Genomic DNA, 17,962 nt, shown 5'->3' on the forward strand with positions numbered 1-17,962 from the left:
GCCGGCGCCCTTGCCGATCAGCGTGTCGTCGAAGTACCACTCGATCTCGTCGCCCATTTCCTCGACGACGTTCTGCACGACTTGGCCGACCGTGGCCGTACCGGCACCGGGACGCTGATACTGAACGACCTGTACGATCGACCCGTACGACAGCTGCAGAAACACGCGCTGCGGGCTGATGATGCGGATCTTGCTCCGCACATTGCCGCCCGACTGGAACATACGCGTCTTCAGCGCGACGATCTGCGCAAGGATCCACAGCGCCATCTCGCCGTTGTCGTAGGTCGACACCGTCGTGTTGCCGTAACTGTCAGGCGGGAGCGTCACGGCGGTAGCCCCGATCGTGTTCAGCAGACCCTCGCCATTTGCCGGGTTGTAGCCGTACAGCAGGCCCGTGCGCATCTGCTGGAAGATGCCCTGACGCTGTGCGAGATCCTGCGCGGCCGGCAGACCGACCGAGTACGCGGCCGCGGCGGCTGTGTCGTGGTGGTCCCACTGCGCGCGCGTGCGGATCAGATACGTGGCCGTCGAATAGTACGTGGCGGTCAGCGTCGCCGACGGCAGCATGTTCGGCGCACCCTGCGATGCCTGCGTTTCAGTGCGCAGATCGAGCGCGTTGATGTAGACGAAGAGATCTTCGCTGCCGATCTTAACGCGCGGCTTGCCGCCCGGAAGCGCATTGAACGCGCCGGAGGCCTGCGCATAGGTGACGATCAGCTCGGGCTCCGAGAAGCTCGGCGCGACCTTTGCCTGTGCAGGAAAATAGTTGGCCATGTCGGAGGCTCCTTAGATCTGAATGATAGCGGCCGGACCCTGGGTCCAGGTGAGCGCACCGGTCCCCGAGTTGTAGCTGACGATCTTGCTGTTGGTATTGACGGACAGCACCTTGCACGCGAGTGCGCCGGCGCCCGAGCTGTATGCGACCAGTTTCTGGTTCGTGAAGTCCCACGAGACCTGCTGGTTGATCGCGCCCGTATCGAGGTTGCCAGCCAGCGTCGCGTCGCACTGCACCGCGATGCGCGCGTTCGAGCCGAGGCGGTAGAACATCGCCGTCATGCCCGCCGTCAGTTGCGGCACGTTGTTGCCCGGCGTCAGGATCGCGTTGTACGACCGGTTGATGACGGTGAAGCCCGTCACGCCGGCGTTGTTCGCGGCGATCACCAGCGAGTTGCCGAGGCCGTTCTGGTTCGGCGCGGCGACGTTCTCGGTGACGGCCATGCCGCCCCATACCGGCCCCGTGACGGACGCGGCAATGATCGCGCTCGCGAGCCACATGTTCGACGACGGATCGTCCATGACAGCGCCCTGGACATAGCCTTCCGTATCGGTACGGAAAGTGCCAGTCGGCGCGCTCGTCACCATCGGGTTGAACGAAATCGACATGGCTTATGCCCCCTTGGCTTGGCGGTTGAGCTTGCAGACGACGCCCGGTGCCTTAAAGTGCTGCATCCAGGCATCGATGTCACCGGTGAAGCGGGTGATCTGGCGCCCCGCTTCGTCACGCGAGACGATCGGGATAAGGCGGCCGGCAGGAGCCGATGCCGGATTGCGCGCGGCGACCTGAGCATCGGCGTAGATCTTGTCTTCGACCACCTTGAATGCGGCGCCGTCGAGCGAGTCGAGTTTGATGCCCTTCATGTCCGGGCTGTGCGCAGCCAGCTTCGAGGCGAGGCGCTTGCGGTATTCGATGGGGCTTTCGCCATGCAACGGCGCGGTCGCACTCTGCCCGAACATCTGCATGACCGAGTCGGCGCGCATCTGGGCCGAAGCCAATGCGTCGCGATCCTCGATCGACAGCGGCTTCGTCAGCGTCGACAGCGTGCCGTCCATGCGCTGAATCTGGGCGCGCAGCTCGGCATTCTCGCGGGCGAGGCGCTGCGAGTCGGCGCGCGCGGCGGAATCCGCGCGCTCTTTCTCTTCCTCGTCCTTCTTCTCGGTCGAGTTGGCCCGTTCTTCGTCGCGGTGCTCCGCCTCACCTGCCTTGATGGCAGCGGCGAGCTCGCCCTCGGCCTTCTTTTCGAGGGCCATTTCCTTCTCGCCCTCGCGCTCGGCCGCGACTTCGGCCGAATCCGCCGTGAGGGCTTCGCCGGCATCTCATCCCCGCCCTTGTTTTCGATGGCGTCCATGCGCGAGCAGACGCTATCCATGCGCTTCATCAGCGCATCGGCCCATGCCGGGACCTGTTCTTCCATACCATCCATTTCAGGATCTCCTGTGTTGACTCCGCTGGGCTCGCCGCCTTTGTCCCACACGCCCTCTTCGCAGATTGCGAGGTGGTCGAGATAGGACGGCTTGCCTTCAATGAGGACCGATTTACCGTCGACCTCGACGGCTTCGGCTGAGCCCGCGTCGCGGAAGATCACCGCGGGACTGGTCGACGCGTGCGACGTGCACATCAGTGCCGCCGCGTCCACGTCGAATATCTTGGCGATGCCCCAAACCTCATCGCCCTTGATGTACGGGAGCACGATCGTGCCGATTGCTCGTGCGCGATATTCCTCGGTGCTGAGAATCGATTTCTCGGGATGCTCGAAGATGACCGGCAGCCGTAGCAGCGCTCCCGGAATTCCTCGGTCAAGAAGTTCTCGGGCGGCCGATACACGAACTCGTCATGCTCGGTGCGATAGCTAGTGCCGGTGCCGGTGATGCGCAGGTCGAACAGCCAGACGTTTTCGTACTGTTGCGGGCTGCTCAGTTCGCCATCGCGAATCGCCTTGGCGACGTCAAGCTCGGTTGTGCCGCTTTCGGCGGAATCCGCGCGCTTATCGGCGTTCACGAATTCCTCGCCCGACCGATTTCGGAATGCCGAGCGTGCTGTGGCCGTGGGCCGCGCTCTCCATGGCACGGTGCTGCTTCTCGCTCACAGTCGGCATTTCAGGGTTTCCGGATTCGGGTTTCTTCGAGTGCCCGCCGACCTTTCTCGGTCAGCATCTCGGGCGGCAGATCGCGCAGGTTGTTCACGTACACGCCATAGCAGCGGCAGAAAGGCTCCTCGGCCGGCTGCGTGATCTCGTCGAGGTAGCCGTCGCCCTTTGTGATCAGCCCCTGCTGAGCGCCCACGAGCCGCGCACGACGTAGAAGCGCTTGTCGCGCTCCTTGTGGTCGGGCCGATAGTCGTACCCGGCCTGCCGCCAGTGCGAGCGCCACATCATCGCGATGGCCTGCGTCTGCTCGGCGATGACCGCGTTGATCGACGATACGAGCTTGTGCCCCTGGTCGATCGAGACGCGGCGTTCCTCGTAGCGCAATTGCCGGATCGGCTTCGCAATGCTCTCGCGCACGTCGGCCTTCTCGACCGCGCGCGAAGCCGCCGGTGGGCACCGATGGATACCCAGCCGGCGAGCGCTGCAGCGATTGCTCGACCGCGCGCTCGCGGTTCAGCTTGATCAGATCGACGCTCGCGCGCACGCGCTTGTCCAGCTCGGGGCGCAGCGACGGCGCAATCCGTTCGATCGTGAAGCGCGGCACGCCGGGGTGATACCGCAGCGCACCCGTCTTCGACAGCGTGCGGTGGAACACCGCGTCCATCGCGCTCTGCATCCGGTTGCGCATCTCGGCGTCCGTCCGGCAGATCGGTCATCGCGGCGAGGCGCAGCCGGCGCAGCCATTCCTGCAGCCGGGCCGGATCGTCATAGCCGTGCTCAGTGATGTCGCGAATGGCCTCGGTCAGCACGTCGTGAAACGTGCGGTTGATTGCGGGGCGGACGCTCATCGGCTACTCGTGCGACGATTCAACGATCGGATGCGGCTCGGCAGCGGCTGCGGTGGCTCGTACGATTTCAGCGCTTCGAGATCGATCTCGAGCGGCGCGGAGAACATCAGCTTGCGCTCGTTCATCACCTCGGCCAGCCAGCCGATCGCCATCGCCTTGTTCTCCGGGTCCAGCTCGGGGAGCATCACCTCGACGCACGCGATCGCGGCCTTCGTGATCACGTCGTCGGTCTTGATTTTCTCGCTGTCCGGCTCTACCAGCAGGTTCGGCCACGTCGCCGTGAAGGCGTTCTTCCACTCCATGAACGCCGTCGCATACGGCATGTTGCCGTACAGGCTCGGGTGCTTCCGCTGCATCGACGCGTAGAACTCGGGACTCCACGCGCGGCGCATCACGATCGGGTCGAGGAAGTCGTATGCCGGCCCCATCTCGATCCGCACGCGGTCGATGAAGCGCGCGATCAGCTTCGCGTCCTCGGTGCCCTCGCCGAACCCTTCGGTCAGCGTATCCTGCGCAAGCATCACGGCCGGCATCTTCGCCGACGTCGCGATGTTCTTGATCACGTTCATGCGCGCGAACTCGGCGGCGTCGCGGATGTTCTTCAGGTCGATCGACTCGATGCTTTCCTCGAGGCCGATCGACATCACGTTGCCCGTCTTCGCGCCTTTCAGCATGCGGCGCTTCAAGCTGCCCCAGGCGAGCGCAACCTTGTCGAGCACCGCGCCCGGCGACTTCATCTTGTAGACCAGCAGCCCCGACTTCTCGATGATCGCGTTGTCCGTGATCATCGCCTGCACGTACGACTTCAGCGGGTATAGCGCGCGCTGGTAGACCGAGCGACCCACGAAGCCGAACGCGCTGTTCGTCCACTCGATGTAGATCGGCGCCTCGTTCAGCGCGATCACCGCGCGCGACGGATGGTAGTCGTGGTTCGCGACCCGCAGAAACTGCGGCTTCTGGAAGTCCGGCGCGTTCGGGTTCTGATTCAGCACCAGCGAGCCAGCCGTGTTCAGCGGGTCGAGGATGTTGAAGTACAGGTCGAGTTCGTGCAGGCGCTCGATCGGCAGCGGTTCGTCCGTCGGGACATCGCGCGCGCCGACGATCAGCGACGCAATCCCGTAGACGCGCTTGAGCGTCATGAAGCTCTTGATGATCTCGTCCGCGCCGACGCCGCCCAGCTTCTTCCATTCCTTCTTGAACGCCTGCACGAGGTCATCCTCGGGCGCGCCGGGGATCGTGATCTCACGCTCCTGCGACAGCGCTTCCTCGTAAGGCGCCTCAGCCATCTTCGCGCCCAACGGGTGATAGCTGTAGATGACCTTGCACATCTCATACGACGGCGGCGAGCCAGGCTGCAGATCGTCAGCGCCAAGCAGGCGCATGAGCTCGGCGGACATGGCCGTGCCGACGTTCAAGCTCGCCTGCGAGCTGTCGTCCGCGTCGCCGTAGTAACCGCCCATTCAATAGCCCTCAGAATCGCCGAGGCTGATCGCCACGCCGTAACAGAAAGTGTCCAAAAGGTCCTGATGGTGCGGCGTCTTCGTCCCGAGACGGAAGCCGCATACCTGCGAAATCAGGTGATTCCGCGTCTGGCCCTTGTAGTTCGTGACCTTGTCGTGCGCGTAGCGGCTGATCTTCACCTCGCCGCGGTGCACGTAGCCGCTGACCGATAGCGCGCGCCCTTCCTTGCCGAGGTCAACCAGCTTTTCCTCGATCGGATGGAACGGCAGGCTGCGCCGTCTGGCCTGCTGCAGCAGCACGATGCCGCTCGCCTTGTCTTCGATCCAGCCGCCGAGACTGCCCTGGCGGGCGCCGACCTGCGCGGCCAGTTCCTCGCACCGTTGCGCTACCGTCGGCAGCCACGATTCGAGCAACGCACCCTCGATCTGCAGCACGTCCCAATCAAGGATCGTCAGCGGCGTGCCGGTGATGATGTTGCGCGCGAAGTACGTGACGGCCGTTCCGTCGTGCTCTAGGCCGTCCTTCAGCGCCGTGTCGACCACCGCGAACACCTGATCGCAGCGCGCCGGGTAATCGACCGGCTCGCCATCAACAAGCAGCGAGTCCTCGCTGAAGAAGGCGGCGCCGTTCCAGTCGACGAAGTCGGCGAGATACTCCTGCTGGTAGACCAGCGCGGGGTATTCGTCTTTCAGCTTCGCGACCGCTTCCGGATCGAGCATTGGATTCGATGCCGTCGGCGCGTGAAACTCGCGCCAGCCGAGCGTCTTGTCGGTGCACGCCTCGTAGAAAAAGTTCTCCGGGTCGATGCCCTTCGGCGTGCCCGCCATGATGGCGTGGCCTTTCCGGTCTAGCAGCGTCGGCGCGATCGCCTGTTCCCAGATCGAGCGCAGCCCCTTCGGGACGAGCGAGCCCTCGTCGATGATCACGCGGTCATAGAAGCGCGAGCGGCCCGCGTCCTCGTCCTGCAGCGTCCAGAACTCGATGCAACCACCCGAGTTCAGCTCGATAACCTGGTCGATCTTCGACTTCGAGTAGACGACCGGCTGCACCGTGCGCAGGATGCGCTTGTACGTCGGCAGGTTCAGCTTGTACGTCGGGCCGAACCAGCCAACTTTCAGTCCGTTGTACGACCATTTCGAGGCGCAGCGCTCGAGCAGTGTCGTCTTGCCGAAGCGGCGGCCGCAACGGATCACGACGCGCCGGCTCTCGTTGAAGGCGCGGCCGATCTCGGCCTGTTTCGCGTGGAGCTCCTGCAGCTTTACTGACTGCTTCATACGTCCGGGTTCGGATCATCGAGGCCGGGGCCGCCACCTTCTCCGCCTTCGGCTGGAGGCGCATTGCGCCAGAGGTCCGATCGGCGGTTCTTCAGCCAGAAGATAATCGCTGACGTATCCGGCGGGTAATGCTCGATGTATTCCTCGCGGATCACCGTGCCCTGGTACATGAAAAGCTTCACGGCCGGATGGCTGTAGCCGGTCGCGCGCTGAAACAACTTGTCCGCAACCTCGGCGTCCGCCAGTTCCTTCCCCGCTTTTAGGGACTCAAGAAACTCGGGATGAGCGGTCTTCCAATTGTTGATTGTCTGCTCGGTCACGCCGAAGAAATCGGCGAGTTCCTTGTCGATCGCACCTAGCCGGCAAAGCTTGCGCGCCTGCTCGGCGTACTCCGACCGATACGAACTGGGGCGACCGCCAGCCTTCGCAGGCGTATCAGCCCCGCGTTTGGCTGGCTTGTCCATAGTCATCAGTTAAGGTGCCCGCGCCTGCCGTTTTCGCGGCAGCGAGGACTGCCACCGGAACGACGCATCACGGACTGCGGCGGTTATCGCCGTGATCCGACGCACACTCACCGCTTACTACGTCGGGCGGTCCAGCATTGCGCCAGAAGGGGAAAAGAAAAAGCCCGCTCGAGGCGGGCGAATCCACGCTTGGAGACGCGGAGGAGACGTTGGTGAGAGCGGCCGGTGCTGATCTCCGGTAAGGGAATGCGGTGCCTTCTTCTCCCGATATTCGTTACTTCCACCCCTCGGGATCGGCCATGTTCCGGGGTCGCCTCAGCTAGGCGCATTCGCTCTCACGGCTGGCGACGGCAACCGTATGCGCGTCTAAGGCATTCAGCCCGTACACCGGGATTCGAACCCTGTCATCGCCATGCGTGAGAGGACCGGTTACGCCGGTCAGGCGGCGACACGCTAATTTTCTCCGCCCGTCACCGCAGTTAAGGATGCGGCTCCTTCTTTCACGGCTGCCGACTGCCTGTGCAGTCCCAAGGCTGGCCAGCTTTCCCGCCGCGTGTCGCAACAGGCTTGGCTTGCAGTATCAGCGCTCAATCGGCATGCGTGAAAGCGCCCGTCTGTCCGGGCTGCCAGGCCTGGGAGAGCCGACTTGCTCATTTTAGCGAGTGAAACGAAAAAGCCCCGCGCGGCTTTCACCGGCGGGGCTTACGAATCTTGCGGGCGCGACTCTCCACGCCTCGCCACAGATAATAGTCGATCCTGATTCAGTTTACAAGCCCCTCCGCAATCAATTTCGGCCGAAGCATCTGTTTCGCCTCCACGTAGTCGGATTCCTGCGCATCGGGATAGCGCGGGTTGTGCCATACCTTCGCCCCGACTTCCATGTTCTTCATCGCCACATTGACTGCGATCCGGTGCTTGATGCCAAGCTTGTGGATCAGCGGCTCGACGCGTTCGCCGATGGTCTTGCGGATCTGGTAGTCGACGAGATCGTTCAGGTCCGAGTGATCCATGAACTGGCGGCTGATCCGAAAATCCCGGCAGGTCGAATCCGATCCGGAATACGATCGCACCTCAGTAAAACCATTCGACCATCGATACCAGTGATATAGGATTTCGTCTATCTCGTCATATTGCGGAATCGCGACGGTGGCGGCTGTTTTGAATGATTCGGTAGCGTTCATCGGGTTTCCGTTGTTTGGCTGTTGGAGATTTTTCGAAGCTCGGCGCGGTAGAACGCCTTCATCTCGATGATTTCGGGAATGGTCAGCTTCAATGGCGCGTGCGGGCCTTCCAATCGCTCGACGGCCTCAAGGCCGATCTTCTGGACGAGGCCGGCGCGATAGGCGATCAGGTTGCCGGACAGGTGAACGTTGCACGGCCCGCACTGCTTGTTCACGTTGAGCGGATCGAACCGGACGGACGGGTTGGAACCAACCGATCGATAGTGGCCGGCATCCCACTGCCCTTTCCAACTGGCCGGGCGGCCGCAGGATATGCAGGGCAAATCAGCATCGCGTGCACGAATCCATCGGTTGAATACGGCCTGCAACTCCCGCAAATGTGTGCCGCGAGTCTTCGCCTTATCGAGCGCCTCACGCAATGATTTGCGCTCTGCGCGTTGAGCTCGAGCTAGCTTCCGCGCCTTCTCCTTCTCAGTCAGGGCGACGGCGCAGGCCGTCGAACAAACCTTCTGAAGCGATCGAGCCGGCGTGAAAACGACGCCGCACTCCCGGCATTTCTTCGGCTTGAGGGTCGCGCGCATCAGCACAATTCGGCCCTCGTCTCGGATGCAGAAAGTTGCGCAGCCATCTGTGCGAACGGATTCGATTGCTTCCGGACTCGCACCGCGACAGGCTTCGGCGCGTCCATGCGCGTGCCCAGTGCCCAGATGGCTTTCGGTCGACGCGTGGTCGGGATCCAGCGAACAATGTGCAACTCGCCCCGATGCCGAGCAATCGTCTTCAGGACGGTGCTTTTGTGTGTTTCCAACACGTCGCACAATTCATAAATCGACAGTCCCCCTGACTGCTGCAGGGCGATGCGCATACGCGGCCACAGGAGATTCTCGCGCGTCTCAATGCCAATATGGCCTACAGGGCGATGCAGTTTCCATCGACCAATTGCGCGACGGATAGCATCACTGCTGACGCCAGTTGCGGTCGCAATATCGCGCAACGGAACGCCCAATTCATACATCCGAGTAACGAGCGCTTTTTCGTTGGAGCGCCAGAAATGCGGGCTCATGCGACTACCTCATTTGCATCTTCACGCCGCTCCGTATCTGGCATGTATCCGCTGACGTGCGTCGGCCCGATGACGCCGCCGACCGGCTCACGATCCGCCGGCACCCCGCGGCCGAGCGCGGACGTCTGCTCGATCAGGAATCGCTCGAGCCGCAGCAGCCAGCCGTAGGCGTTCTTGTCGGCATCGGCCCGGAAAGCCAGATCATGGCCGTTCGGGTGCCCGCGCAGCTCCTGCCGGCTCAGCCGAATCGCTTCCTCATCTCGGCCACGCAGCGCAATCGTGAGCCGGCAGATCGTCGAAAATCGCTCGCGCAGCGCCAGCGTGATCGCCGCGTTCGCGCTTGGCGGCTGCTCGTGATGGCAGAAACACCACCACTGGCCGCCGCTGCCGAGAGTGCCGAGCAGCGGGCACCCATATGCGGAGCACATGCCCCAAGCCTGTCCGGAATCGTTCATGCCGCAACCTCCCGCGCCCGCTGGCGCATTACGCTTTCGCACTTCTCGAGCAACCACGCATGGTCGCGGCCCGGCGGGCAGACAACGCCCAGCTCGGACGCCTTGCGCTCGATGCCGGCCGGCGTGCGCTTCCACGAGTTGTCCTCGCGCTTCTGCTGCGCGGGTTTCGGGTTCAGCAGGTCCGCGATGATCCCGGCGAGATAATTCGGACCGACAGGCTTCTCAAGCCCACGAGACGCCACGACCGACAAAGCCGCGTCGAGAATCTCGTTCGTCACGCGGACGTCGTCGCCCCATGCAGCGATGTTCGGGTTCACGCTGTTCGCGCCGATTACTCCACGTTGCCGCAGGTAGACCGCGATCTCGACAGCTCTCGAAACCGAAGAAGCGCTGTTCGGCGTAGGCGCGCCTACCTCCGGTTGAAGCTGTGACGACGCTTCTAGGGGGTTATATGGAGTCTGGCTTATGGCTTCTGGAGTCTGGTTAGCCGTTGCGTCACGCGTGACAGGTTGTGTGACAGGACGTGATTCATATGTCTCATTGTCACGCCCTGTCACGCGTGACAGGATCGCTTGAAGCTGTTCGGTACTCGTGTCGTACGGCGGGACGATGTCGTGCTTTCGCAGCTCGTCGAACAGCTTGCGACGACGGTCACGATGGCGCCGCTGGCGATCGCGTTCGTTCTCGCGCTTGGCGTCGCGGTCGATCTCACCCTCTGCTGCATCAGCGATCTCGCGCTCGCAACGCTGCTGGATCCACGTGCCATCGACCAGCTCAAAGAATTCGCCGAGGACAACCTTCAGTGCGGCGACTTCATCGCGAGCGCGCGCGCCAATGAGGCGTGCAGCCTGGTCGTCAGGAATGCCGGACTCGCGCGTGTAGTAGACGTCGAGCAGGCGCGTATAGACGCCATGCTCGAGCAACGACAGATGCGCCGTGTCCTTCAGGTAGTCGCCGATGTGGCGCTTGTAGAAATTCACCGCGCCTCCTACTTGCGCATGAGCCAAACGAACAGCCCAGCGAGGATCACGGAAAGCGCGATCCAGGCGCTAAGGGCATACAGGAGCGTGCTCATGCCGTCACCTCGTCTTCGATGTCGTCGGTGATGGGGAGGCCTGACACAGGGCGAAGATATGCGTCTGGGAATGCGCGCTCTGCTATCTGGTCGTCACCCCATTTCAATCGATCCCCCCGAATGACCCAGCAAACTCCCCATCCCTCCAAGTCGGCCGCGATTCGCTTGCCTTCTCGGGTGACGAAGATTTCCCCATTCACTGCGAGTCGGACTACTTCCACGATCTTGCCGACACCTTTCCCGCACCGCGTACGAGTCACGATCGCGATATCACCCGGTTTGCAGTTCATGCCCGCCCTTCCTTGACGCGCTGCTGCTGCCGCGTCTCGAGATACTTGAACGCCATGCTCTCCAGCGCCGTCAGTTCGTGCGCGTCGACGACCATGGAATCGACCGGAACGACCTGCAGGCCGGCGGCGGCCAGAAGCAGCGCCCACCGGTTCAAGTCGTCCAGCGCGCGGCTGATGGTGCTAGCCGACACGCCCATGCAATCGGCCACATGCGCCTGCGTAACACGTGCAACCGCGCGCAAGATCTCGGATTCATTGCGTGCACCGAGCATGCGTGTGTTTTCGATCTCGGACGCCGAAACTGTTTCCACGGTACTCATGCGGGCACCTCGGATTTTTCGGCGCGAAAGCGCGGCGGCGTCCGGAGATACGCCCAATCGACTGCGGTGTTGAGGGTTTCGCACTTGACCTTGCCACCTGAGAACTTCTCGATCTCGGGGCAATGTTCCGGAGCGAAATTGCCTCGGCGAATGAAGTCGTAGATGGCGCCGCGCGACAGTCCGAGATGCACGGCCAAGGCGCTTGCGCCGCCGGCAGCTTTGACAGCATCACGAAGTTCCATCTGCCGCGCCGCGGAGAGGGTTTCTCCATCCATGGCGATTTACTCCAATTTGTGAAGGGTTGCTACACATGATAGGCGAAGCAACGCTACACACGCAAGTGTTAAGTTTCACTTCACTATGAATATGGGCTCGATCATCCGTCAGAAGCGCAAAGCGCTCGGTCTGACGCTTCAGGAAGTTGGCGATGTTTTCGGCATCACGCGTAGCGCAGTTGCTTCGTGGGAGCGCGGGGATACGCGGCCGGATCAGGACAAGCTGACGGCGCTCGCGCGCCTTCTCAAAACGTCTACGACATACCTGTTGACTGGCGACCAGCAGCATGACAGGCCGGGGCTTTATCTGCCGGCGCTGTCGAAAATGCAAGACGAACAAAATGACCTCGATCTATTCGACGTCAATGTCGTAGCGGGCCCGGATATTAAGGGGAAGCTTCCATTGATTTCGTGGGTGCAGGCGGGGAACTGGACAGAGGTTGTCGACAACTTTCAGCCGGGCGATGCAGAGGATTGGATCCCGTGCCCTTTCCGGCATGGACCGAACGCGTTCGTCCTGAAAGTCGTCGGTGAAAGCAATTACGATCCGACCGGACCGAAATCGTACTCGTCTGGCGACTACATCGCCGTGGACCCGAGTCGCGAACCGATCAACCGCAGCATGGTCGTGGTGCGCGTCGATCATGAAGACCGCGCCACGTTCAAGCAGCTGCTGATCGAGGAAGACGGTACGATGCTACTGAAGGCGCTGAATCCGAGCTGGCCCAATCGAGTATTTGAGATGCCGCCGGGTTCCCGCATCGTCGGCGTCGTCATCGGCAAATGGATACCGGAATGAAGCTGATCGTCGGAATGACCGTACTTCTATGCTCGCTCGGCGCGCACGCGGCGCCGACGCTCCCGGATGACTGCAAGGCTCCGCGGATGGATGCAATGGAGCGCTCGGCGATTCCGCAGCTTCTTGATCTCGAGCCTGGCACCGCGCAGATCAGGGCCATCCATACGATCGGCGGATCCGGCGCCTATGAATATCAGCCCGGCCTTTGGCGAATCGACTGCTGGATCGATGTGACATGGTCCAATGGCACTGTTGATCGCGACTTCAAGTTCAGCGCCTGGACCGACCGATACGGCGGCTACAAAGGAGCCTACGGGCCGCCGCGCTAATCCACCTTCAACAACGAATCCCGCCCAGAGCGGGATTTTTTTCGATCAGAAAGTGTAGCGACACTTGACATGATGCGAAGTATCTCTATACTTGACGTTGTGTAGCGACGCTTCACATGCGTCAACCGCCCAGGCGGCCCGCTCTTTAACAACCGAAGGTATGCAGGAGCCTCCCTCACGGGACTAGCCCTGCCGGCCGCATCCATGGCCGAAACGTGACGCAGACGAACCGCGCTAGGCCGCTGTACTGGCTACCGGTCGACGGCTGCCGAAGGTCACGAAGGGATGAATTCCCCGCCGGGTCGACCCGGAGCTGGCTCGGCCAGGTGTAGCCGCGGCGCCGGCGGGGAAACGCAACACCACCGCCTTGATGAGCGGACATGCAACCCCGCGTATCCGCCCATCAGTGCAGTCAGTACCGCCGGTCATGTCTCCCGGCAAACCTGTTAGGAGTGCATATGCTCAATCCTCACGTAACAGAGCGTGCCGCCGAGTTCTGGACCGATCGGCAGCAACGCGAATATGACGATGCTGCCGAAGCCGAAGAAGCTGCCTTCCTGCGCGCATCGGAAGAAGTCGAGTTCGACGACGTGATCGAAGCGATTTACGACCTGCCGGAGTCCTTCCGCAACAGGGTTTTCACGGCCTACCTCGACAAATCGGACCGCAAGCATTTCGTCTACCTGCTCGAGCTGCTGTTCGACGATGCGTTCGCTGCGGCAGCCGAGGGTATTGCGAAACGCAAGGGGTACTGACATGACGACCGCGATTATTGGTTTCGCGCTCGGGATTTTTGCCGCCGCCCTTCTGATGATTGCGGCATGCGATGTGTCGCGCAACCGTCATGGGAAACACTGACCAGCCCAGATAACGACAGGATACGACGATGACAACCGACACGAATACCACCGCCCCGCGCTTTACCGTCACGCTCGCCGCGCTTCGCAAAGCTGGCGCGTGCTACGACGGCTACAACAAGCTCGTTCGCTCGCTCCAGGGGCAGCCTTTCACCGATGAGGATGAGGGCCGCGCAAGCTATATCCGCTTCCGGCATGACGCTGAAATCCCCCTGCTCGACATCCTCAAGAGCAACGGCCTCGATGACGCGCTGTGGTCGCTTCGCTGCGTATCCGGCGCTGATCGCGATATTCGGCTGTTCGCCGTCTGGTGCGCACGGCAGGTCGAGCACCTGATGGAAGATCAGCGCAGCAAGGATGCATTGAACGTTGCGGAACGCTTCGCTAATGGTGAGGCCACTGAGGAAGAGCGGGTCGCCGCATGGGCCGCCGCAGGGAACGTCGCACGGGACGCCGCATGGGACGCCGCACGGGCCGCCGCAGGGGCCGCATGGGACGCCGCATGGGTCGCCGCATGGGTCGCCGCAGGGGCCGCACGGGAGGCCGCATGGGCCGCCGCACGGGCCGTCGCAGGGGGCGCCGCACTGGACGCCGCAGGGGCCGCACAAACAGAAATGTTCAAGCGTATGTGCCTTGGCACTGCACCGTGGCAACAAGGAAAGGTTGCTGCCTGACCAACCGCGCCCGCTACGGCGGTCAATCACACCACACCGAGGGATCACATGAACAAGATCAACGACGGGGGACCGGCGTTCGGACAAGTCGTCGAACTGCGATGCGTGCGCGTCGAAATGGACGGAAGCACCGAATGGGAGCCCGAAGCAATGGTTCACGGCGGCCTGACCGTCCGCGACTACTTCGCGGCGAAGGCGTTGACCGGACTGCTTGCTGAGCCGGTCAGCGAAGGCGTTTCGCCGAGTTCGATTCATTGCACGCCGGGTTTTGACGCCGAAGGCGCGCAGCCCGGCGATCGAATAGCCGCCGCCGCATACGCGCTCGCCGACGCCATGCTGCGCGCGCGAGGTGAAGCATGAACGAGATCACCACCATGCCCGAGCTCGAAGCCTGCGGATGGTTCGTGCGCACGAAGCGCACCGACGTCGATGCGGCTGGCTGGCTCGTCGCCGACTGCTCGGCGGCAAATGACCGCGGCTCTATGCTCGCGACGCTGTTCGCCGCATCGCCCAACATGGCCGAGATCCTCGAAATCATCGCCGCCGACGCTGATGCCGGGGCGATCATGCTCACCTCCGGTGTTCGTCTTGCGATCGACGCCGCGCTGATCAAGGCCGGCCGGAAGAAGGCGCCGGAGCCGGTGCGGCACGTGACGATTGCGGGGGTGCGTGATGAGTGATCGCGAACTGCTCGAACTGGCGGCGAAGGCGGCCGGTATGGACTATCTCGTGTGGACTTCGGGACCGTCGCCAATCGTTCCTGCACCGCAGAGAATCGGCGGACGCATGGCATGGAATCCAATTCACAACGATGGTGACGCATTTCGGCTCGCGGCACAGTTGAATCTCGACATTCGATTCTCTTGGTACGACGACACAACCGCCGTGTTTGTCGGCGGAACTTGGGATGACGCGCCAGAAGCGGTGCACGCGCTATTTGAGCGAGACGTCCTCGCATCCACGCGCCGCGCCATCGTTCTCGCAGCAGCGGAAATCGCCAAGGCACGGGAGGCATGATGCGCGCCCCTCTCAACAGCCCAACACCTGTATTGCGTGGTTACAACCGATCGGTTGTATCGCGCGACTGGTTCCCGCTCGCGGTGATCGGCGCACTGTACCTGATCGCGTGCGGCGTCGCGCCGGCCTATGAACTTCTCGCAGGGATTGCACGATGAACCCGATCACCTACCTGTGCGGCGCGCTCGACCGGCTGTTCGAACGCAATCCGATCTGCGCGATGGCGCTGATGATCGTCCTCGCCTTCGTCTGCATGATCGCGATCGCGTATCTCAACCAGGACAGCGCGTCCGTCACCACTATCAACGCGAGGTATGCGTGATGGGCGAGATCGCTGAATCGATGCTCGACGGCTCGTGCTGCCAGGTGTGCGGCGAGTGGCTCGGCGAGGCCGTTGGCTATGCCGTCACCTGCGCCGCGTGCGGCGACGGCGAGCCGTTGATGTCGGACGGCCAGCAGCGCCGCGCGCGCAACCGCGAACAGTCGAATCTGCTGCTGCGCGAGAACGGCTACGAGTTCGACGAACGCAACGGCGCGGCGCACCTGATCGTGCGCACCGCGCGCGGCACGATCGATTTCTGGCCCGGCACCGGCAAATGGATCACGCGGTTCGAGATCGACGGCCTTAAGGTCGAGGATCGCGGCGTGTTCAACCTGATGAAGTTCGCGGCGCACGCGGGCGCCGCGGTCGATTCGCCGCTCGAAATCCAGTGGAAGCCGCATATGACCGCGCTCGCGCTGCTCGCGTACCGCAACGCGGGATTCATCGTGACCGGTGCGCCGGCTGATTCGCAGGGAGGTGACACATGCTGATCGAACACCTCGACATCGACGAATACCACGCGCGCGGCGAGATTTCGAAGTCGCAGCTCGACACGATCAACGTGTCGCCCGCGCACTTCTGGGCGCTGCATCGCGATCCGCAACGGCCCGCGCCGACCACGCGCGGCGGCCAGCTCGAAGGCCAGCTCGCGCACTGCGCGATCCTTGAGCCCGATGAGTTCGACAAGCGTTACGTGCTCGGCCCAACGCTGAACCGCAACACGAAGGCATGGAAGGAGTTCGTCGACGAGAACGCCGGCCGCATCGCGATCCAGCAGGACCAGTACGACACCGCGTGGCGCCAGTCGGACGCCGTGCGCGCGCTGCCGGAGATACGCGAGGCGTTGTCGCGTGGCCGCGCCGAAGTGTCGGCGTTCTGGACCGACGAGGAAACCGGCGTCGAGTGCCGATGCCGACCTGACTGGGTACACGACTGCGGCGACGCCGGCGTGATCCTGCTCGACCTCAAGACGTACAGCATCGCGAGCCCTGGTGAGTTTCGCCGGCAGGTCGCAAGAAAACGCTACGACGTGCAGGCCGCGCTCTACAGCGATGGCTATGCGAAGGCATCAGGCCGCCCCGTGCTCGGCTTCGTGTTCGTTGCTGTCGAGACGGAATACCCGTTCGCCGCGAACGCGTTAATGCTCGACGAAGAAAGCCTCGAATCTGGGCGCACGAAGTATCGCAAGAACCTGCGCACGTACGCCGAGTGCATGCGCACCAACACGTGGCCTGGGTATTCGACGGGCATTGACATCATCCGCCTGCCGCAATGGGCACTCATCACCGAGGAATAAAAACCATGGGTCAAACCACCAACATCGCCAAACTCAAGCAGACCTCCAAGATGGTCGCGCGCGATGCCGGTATCGGCAGCGTGAAGCAGTTCTTCGAGTCGCAAAAGGCAACGCTCGCCGCGGTGCTGCCGAGCCACGTCAGCCCGGATCGCATGCTGAAGATCGCGCTCGGCGCGCTGCGCACGACGCCGAAGCTGATGGAGTGCACGGTCGAATCACTGATGGGCGCTGTCGTGCAGTGCTCGCAGCTCGGCCTCGAACCGAATACGCCGCTCGGCCACGCCTACCTGATCCCGTTCGAAAAGAAAAAGAAGGTAGGCGGTGAATGGGTGACGGAAAAGGTCGAGACGCAGATCGTCATCGGCTACAAGGGCCTCATCGATCTCGCGCGCCGTTCCGGCCAGGTCGTCAGTATCGCCGCGCATGCAGTGTACGAGCACGACCACTTCGACTACGCGTTCGGCCTCAACGAAAAGCTGGAGCACAAGCCGGCCATGTCCGCGCGCGGCCGCGTGATCGCTTTCTATGCCGTCGCGAAGCTGGTCGGCGGCGGCCATGCGTTCGAAGTGATGAGCGCCGAGCAGGTCAACGAGATTCGCGATGCCAGCCAGAACTACAAGTTCGCGCGCGACAAGGAAAAGACGGTCTGGGGCCAGCACTACGAGGAGATGGGCCGCAAGACCGTGCTGCGCCGCCTGTTCAAGTACCTCCCGGTGAGCATCGAGCTTGCGAGCGCGGCTGCACTCGATGATGTCGGCGCATCCGGCCGCTCGCAAGCTCTCGACACCGTGCTCGATGGCGACTACATCACGCCGACCGACGACGAGCCGGACGACGACGGCGAGATCGATCCGCCGTCCGGCCTGACAGATCAGCGCCAGCAGCAACGCGACATGACCCTGCCGTCCTATGACGACCTGCTCAGCCAGATCCGAAACGCGAAGGACGAGGAAGTGCTCGCCCTCGTGCTGGACAGCGCTCGTGATCTCCCGCAGACCGAGTACGTGAAGCTTGAGCAGGCGTATCAGGATCGCCGCGAAGTGCTGCTCAATGCGTAACGGGGCACCGCGCGGCACCCGTCGCGCGCCATTGAGGCT

Annotated in this window: 28 protein-coding genes; 12 read left to right on the top strand and 16 right to left on the bottom strand. The window is 62.7% G+C overall.

Going from position 1 to position 17,962, the window contains the following annotated elements; genetic code table 11:
• The 16 genes from BCR55_RS00005 to BCR55_RS00075 form a co-directional block, all read right to left on the bottom strand.
• On the bottom strand, positions 1-774 hold a 774-nt coding region (locus BCR55_RS00005), incomplete at its 3' end, for a DUF2184 domain-containing protein (RefSeq protein WP_065493977.1).
• 12 nt (positions 775-786) lie between these two features.
• Positions 787-1,383, bottom strand: a complete 597-nt coding sequence (locus BCR55_RS00010) for a hypothetical protein (RefSeq protein ID WP_006403348.1) — start codon at positions 1,381-1,383, stop codon at positions 787-789.
• 3 nt (positions 1,384-1,386) lie between these two features.
• On the bottom strand, positions 1,387-2,028 hold the full coding sequence (locus BCR55_RS33295; protein ID WP_254661809.1) for a hypothetical protein: 642 nt from the start codon (positions 2,026-2,028) through the stop codon (positions 1,387-1,389).
• A gap of 367 nt (positions 2,029-2,395) precedes the next feature.
• A complete protein-coding gene (locus BCR55_RS33300; RefSeq protein WP_254661810.1) occupies positions 2,396-2,776 on the bottom strand; it encodes a hypothetical protein in 381 nt (126 codons plus the stop codon).
• A 98-nt stretch (positions 2,777-2,874) separates the two neighbouring features.
• Complete coding sequence (locus BCR55_RS00020; RefSeq protein ID WP_254661811.1) at positions 2,875-3,552, bottom strand: hypothetical protein; 678 nt, start codon at positions 3,550-3,552, stop codon at positions 2,875-2,877.
• A gap of 156 nt (positions 3,553-3,708) precedes the next feature.
• The gene (locus tag BCR55_RS00025) at positions 3,709-5,172 is read right to left on the bottom strand and encodes an anti-CBASS protein Acb1 family protein (protein ID WP_065493978.1); all 1,464 of its coding nucleotides are present in this window, start codon (positions 5,170-5,172) and stop codon (positions 3,709-3,711) included.
• The gene (locus tag BCR55_RS00030; protein WP_065493979.1) at positions 5,173-6,447 is read right to left on the bottom strand and encodes a hypothetical protein; all 1,275 of its coding nucleotides are present in this window, start codon (positions 6,445-6,447) and stop codon (positions 5,173-5,175) included. It lies immediately after the preceding gene.
• Positions 6,444-6,911: a terminase gene (locus tag BCR55_RS00035; protein WP_065494880.1), complete on the bottom strand. Its 468-nt coding sequence runs from the start codon at positions 6,909-6,911 to the stop codon at positions 6,444-6,446. Before BCR55_RS00035 ends, BCR55_RS00030 begins: the two co-directional genes overlap by 4 nt.
• A gap of 761 nt (positions 6,912-7,672) precedes the next feature.
• On the bottom strand, positions 7,673-8,092 hold the full coding sequence (locus BCR55_RS00040; protein WP_065493980.1) for a hypothetical protein: 420 nt from the start codon (positions 8,090-8,092) through the stop codon (positions 7,673-7,675).
• Positions 8,089-8,673, bottom strand: coding sequence for a recombination protein NinG (locus BCR55_RS00045; protein WP_254661812.1), 585 nt, complete (start codon positions 8,671-8,673; stop codon positions 8,089-8,091). Before BCR55_RS00045 ends, BCR55_RS00040 begins: the two co-directional genes overlap by 4 nt.
• Positions 8,673-9,155 (bottom strand): hypothetical protein, encoded by a 483-nt coding sequence (locus BCR55_RS32075; RefSeq protein WP_139094002.1) that lies wholly within the window; start codon positions 9,153-9,155, stop codon positions 8,673-8,675. Before BCR55_RS32075 ends, BCR55_RS00045 begins: the two co-directional genes overlap by 1 nt.
• On the bottom strand, positions 9,152-9,610 hold the full coding sequence (locus BCR55_RS00055; protein ID WP_139094003.1) for a hypothetical protein: 459 nt from the start codon (positions 9,608-9,610) through the stop codon (positions 9,152-9,154). The genes BCR55_RS32075 and BCR55_RS00055 overlap by 4 nt, the downstream gene beginning before the upstream one ends.
• Positions 9,607-10,590, bottom strand: a complete 984-nt coding sequence (locus BCR55_RS33305) for a YdaU family protein (RefSeq protein WP_254661813.1) — start codon at positions 10,588-10,590, stop codon at positions 9,607-9,609. Before BCR55_RS33305 ends, BCR55_RS00055 begins: the two co-directional genes overlap by 4 nt.
• 91 nt (positions 10,591-10,681) lie before the next feature.
• Positions 10,682-10,975 carry a hypothetical protein gene (locus BCR55_RS32080; RefSeq protein ID WP_139094004.1) on the bottom strand — a complete coding sequence of 98 codons (294 nt, stop codon included), beginning with the start codon at positions 10,973-10,975 and terminating at the stop codon, positions 10,682-10,684.
• Entirely contained in the window at positions 10,972-11,295 is a 324-nt protein-coding gene (locus BCR55_RS00070) for a helix-turn-helix domain-containing protein (protein ID WP_065493985.1), read from the bottom strand. The genes BCR55_RS32080 and BCR55_RS00070 overlap by 4 nt, the downstream gene beginning before the upstream one ends.
• A complete protein-coding gene (locus tag BCR55_RS00075; RefSeq protein ID WP_249181112.1) occupies positions 11,292-11,570 on the bottom strand; it encodes a YdaS family helix-turn-helix protein in 279 nt (92 codons plus the stop codon). Before BCR55_RS00075 ends, BCR55_RS00070 begins: the two co-directional genes overlap by 4 nt.
• A gap of 91 nt (positions 11,571-11,661) precedes the next feature.
• Here BCR55_RS00075 and BCR55_RS00080 point away from each other — a divergent pair, with 91 nt between their 5' ends.
• The 12 genes from BCR55_RS00080 (at position 11,662) to BCR55_RS00120 (ending at position 17,923) form a co-directional block, all read left to right on the top strand.
• Positions 11,662-12,369 (top strand): LexA family transcriptional regulator, encoded by a 708-nt coding sequence (locus tag BCR55_RS00080; RefSeq protein WP_212169358.1) that lies wholly within the window; start codon positions 11,662-11,664, stop codon positions 12,367-12,369.
• Positions 12,366-12,698: a hypothetical protein gene (locus BCR55_RS00085; protein ID WP_065493987.1), complete on the top strand. Its 333-nt coding sequence runs from the start codon at positions 12,366-12,368 to the stop codon at positions 12,696-12,698. Before BCR55_RS00080 ends, BCR55_RS00085 begins: the two co-directional genes overlap by 4 nt.
• A 458-nt stretch (positions 12,699-13,156) precedes the next feature.
• A complete protein-coding gene (locus tag BCR55_RS00090) occupies positions 13,157-13,453 on the top strand; it encodes a hypothetical protein (protein ID WP_006403333.1) in 297 nt (98 codons plus the stop codon).
• A gap of 131 nt (positions 13,454-13,584) precedes the next feature.
• Entirely contained in the window at positions 13,585-14,229 is a 645-nt protein-coding gene (locus tag BCR55_RS00095) for a hypothetical protein (protein WP_065493988.1), read from the top strand.
• 48 nt (positions 14,230-14,277) lie between these two features.
• Entirely contained in the window at positions 14,278-14,589 is a 312-nt protein-coding gene (locus BCR55_RS00100; RefSeq protein ID WP_065493989.1) for a hypothetical protein, read from the top strand.
• Positions 14,586-14,909 (top strand): hypothetical protein, encoded by a 324-nt coding sequence (locus BCR55_RS00105; RefSeq protein ID WP_065493990.1) that lies wholly within the window; start codon positions 14,586-14,588, stop codon positions 14,907-14,909. The genes BCR55_RS00100 and BCR55_RS00105 overlap by 4 nt, the downstream gene beginning before the upstream one ends.
• Positions 14,902-15,246: a hypothetical protein gene (locus BCR55_RS32085; protein WP_139094005.1), complete on the top strand. Its 345-nt coding sequence runs from the start codon at positions 14,902-14,904 to the stop codon at positions 15,244-15,246. The genes BCR55_RS00105 and BCR55_RS32085 overlap by 8 nt, the downstream gene beginning before the upstream one ends.
• Positions 15,246-15,404: a hypothetical protein gene (locus BCR55_RS33240; RefSeq protein ID WP_217491747.1), complete on the top strand. Its 159-nt coding sequence runs from the start codon at positions 15,246-15,248 to the stop codon at positions 15,402-15,404. The genes BCR55_RS32085 and BCR55_RS33240 overlap by 1 nt, the downstream gene beginning before the upstream one ends.
• Positions 15,401-15,568 (top strand): hypothetical protein, encoded by a 168-nt coding sequence (locus BCR55_RS32910; protein WP_175403804.1) that lies wholly within the window; start codon positions 15,401-15,403, stop codon positions 15,566-15,568. Before BCR55_RS33240 ends, BCR55_RS32910 begins: the two co-directional genes overlap by 4 nt.
• Positions 15,568-16,059, top strand: a complete 492-nt coding sequence (locus tag BCR55_RS00110; RefSeq protein WP_065493991.1) for a hypothetical protein — start codon at positions 15,568-15,570, stop codon at positions 16,057-16,059. The genes BCR55_RS32910 and BCR55_RS00110 overlap by 1 nt, the downstream gene beginning before the upstream one ends.
• The gene (locus tag BCR55_RS00115; protein WP_065493992.1) at positions 16,053-16,865 is read left to right on the top strand and encodes a PD-(D/E)XK nuclease-like domain-containing protein; all 813 of its coding nucleotides are present in this window, start codon (positions 16,053-16,055) and stop codon (positions 16,863-16,865) included. The genes BCR55_RS00110 and BCR55_RS00115 overlap by 7 nt, the downstream gene beginning before the upstream one ends.
• 5 nt (positions 16,866-16,870) lie before the next feature.
• Entirely contained in the window at positions 16,871-17,923 is a 1,053-nt protein-coding gene (locus tag BCR55_RS00120; RefSeq protein WP_065493993.1) for a recombinase RecT, read from the top strand.
• Positions 17,924-17,962: the final 39 nt, after the last annotated feature.

The sequence above is a fragment of the Burkholderia sp. CCA53 genome (assembly GCF_001685525.1).
In the GTDB taxonomy this organism is placed as follows: Bacteria; Pseudomonadota; Gammaproteobacteria; order Burkholderiales; family Burkholderiaceae; genus Burkholderia; species Burkholderia multivorans.

Bases quoted from the DNA above. Each gene is read 5' to 3' on its own strand.
- BCR55_RS00010 (WP_006403348.1), bottom strand. From the start codon at position 1,383: ATGTCGATTTCGTTCAACCCGATGGTGACGAGCGCGCCGACTGGCACT.
- BCR55_RS33295 (WP_254661809.1), bottom strand. From the start codon at position 2,028: ATGGCCCTCGAAAAGAAGGCCGAGGGCGAGCTCGCCGCTGCCATCAAG.
- BCR55_RS00020 (WP_254661811.1), bottom strand. From the start codon at position 3,552: ATGCGCAACCGGATGCAGAGCGCGATGGACGCGGTGTTCCACCGCACG.
- BCR55_RS00025 (WP_065493978.1), bottom strand. From the start codon at position 5,172: ATGGGCGGTTACTACGGCGACGCGGACGACAGCTCGCAGGCGAGCTTG.
- BCR55_RS00030 (WP_065493979.1), bottom strand. From the start codon at position 6,447: ATGAAGCAGTCAGTAAAGCTGCAGGAGCTCCACGCGAAACAGGCCGAG.
- BCR55_RS00035 (WP_065494880.1), bottom strand. From the start codon at position 6,911: ATGGACAAGCCAGCCAAACGCGGGGCTGATACGCCTGCGAAGGCTGGC.
- BCR55_RS00040 (WP_065493980.1), bottom strand. From the start codon at position 8,092: ATGAACGCTACCGAATCATTCAAAACAGCCGCCACCGTCGCGATTCCG.
- BCR55_RS00045 (WP_254661812.1), bottom strand. From the start codon at position 8,673: ATGCGCGCGACCCTCAAGCCGAAGAAATGCCGGGAGTGCGGCGTCGTT.
- BCR55_RS32075 (WP_139094002.1), bottom strand. From the start codon at position 9,155: ATGAGCCCGCATTTCTGGCGCTCCAACGAAAAAGCGCTCGTTACTCGG.
- BCR55_RS00055 (WP_139094003.1), bottom strand. From the start codon at position 9,610: ATGAACGATTCCGGACAGGCTTGGGGCATGTGCTCCGCATATGGGTGC.
- BCR55_RS32080 (WP_139094004.1), bottom strand. From the start codon at position 10,975: ATGAACTGCAAACCGGGTGATATCGCGATCGTGACTCGTACGCGGTGC.
- BCR55_RS00070 (WP_065493985.1), bottom strand. From the start codon at position 11,295: ATGAGTACCGTGGAAACAGTTTCGGCGTCCGAGATCGAAAACACACGC.
- BCR55_RS00075 (WP_249181112.1), bottom strand. From the start codon at position 11,570: ATGGATGGAGAAACCCTCTCCGCGGCGCGGCAGATGGAACTTCGTGAT.
- BCR55_RS00080 (WP_212169358.1), top strand. From the start codon at position 11,662: ATGGGCTCGATCATCCGTCAGAAGCGCAAAGCGCTCGGTCTGACGCTT.
- BCR55_RS00085 (WP_065493987.1), top strand. From the start codon at position 12,366: ATGAAGCTGATCGTCGGAATGACCGTACTTCTATGCTCGCTCGGCGCG.
- BCR55_RS00090 (WP_006403333.1), top strand. From the start codon at position 13,157: ATGCTCAATCCTCACGTAACAGAGCGTGCCGCCGAGTTCTGGACCGAT.
- BCR55_RS00095 (WP_065493988.1), top strand. From the start codon at position 13,585: ATGACAACCGACACGAATACCACCGCCCCGCGCTTTACCGTCACGCTC.
- BCR55_RS00100 (WP_065493989.1), top strand. From the start codon at position 14,278: ATGAACAAGATCAACGACGGGGGACCGGCGTTCGGACAAGTCGTCGAA.
- BCR55_RS00105 (WP_065493990.1), top strand. From the start codon at position 14,586: ATGAACGAGATCACCACCATGCCCGAGCTCGAAGCCTGCGGATGGTTC.
- BCR55_RS32085 (WP_139094005.1), top strand. From the start codon at position 14,902: ATGAGTGATCGCGAACTGCTCGAACTGGCGGCGAAGGCGGCCGGTATG.
- BCR55_RS33240 (WP_217491747.1), top strand. From the start codon at position 15,246: ATGCGCGCCCCTCTCAACAGCCCAACACCTGTATTGCGTGGTTACAAC.
- BCR55_RS32910 (WP_175403804.1), top strand. From the start codon at position 15,401: ATGAACCCGATCACCTACCTGTGCGGCGCGCTCGACCGGCTGTTCGAA.
- BCR55_RS00110 (WP_065493991.1), top strand. From the start codon at position 15,568: ATGGGCGAGATCGCTGAATCGATGCTCGACGGCTCGTGCTGCCAGGTG.
- BCR55_RS00115 (WP_065493992.1), top strand. From the start codon at position 16,053: ATGCTGATCGAACACCTCGACATCGACGAATACCACGCGCGCGGCGAG.
- BCR55_RS00120 (WP_065493993.1), top strand. From the start codon at position 16,871: ATGGGTCAAACCACCAACATCGCCAAACTCAAGCAGACCTCCAAGATG.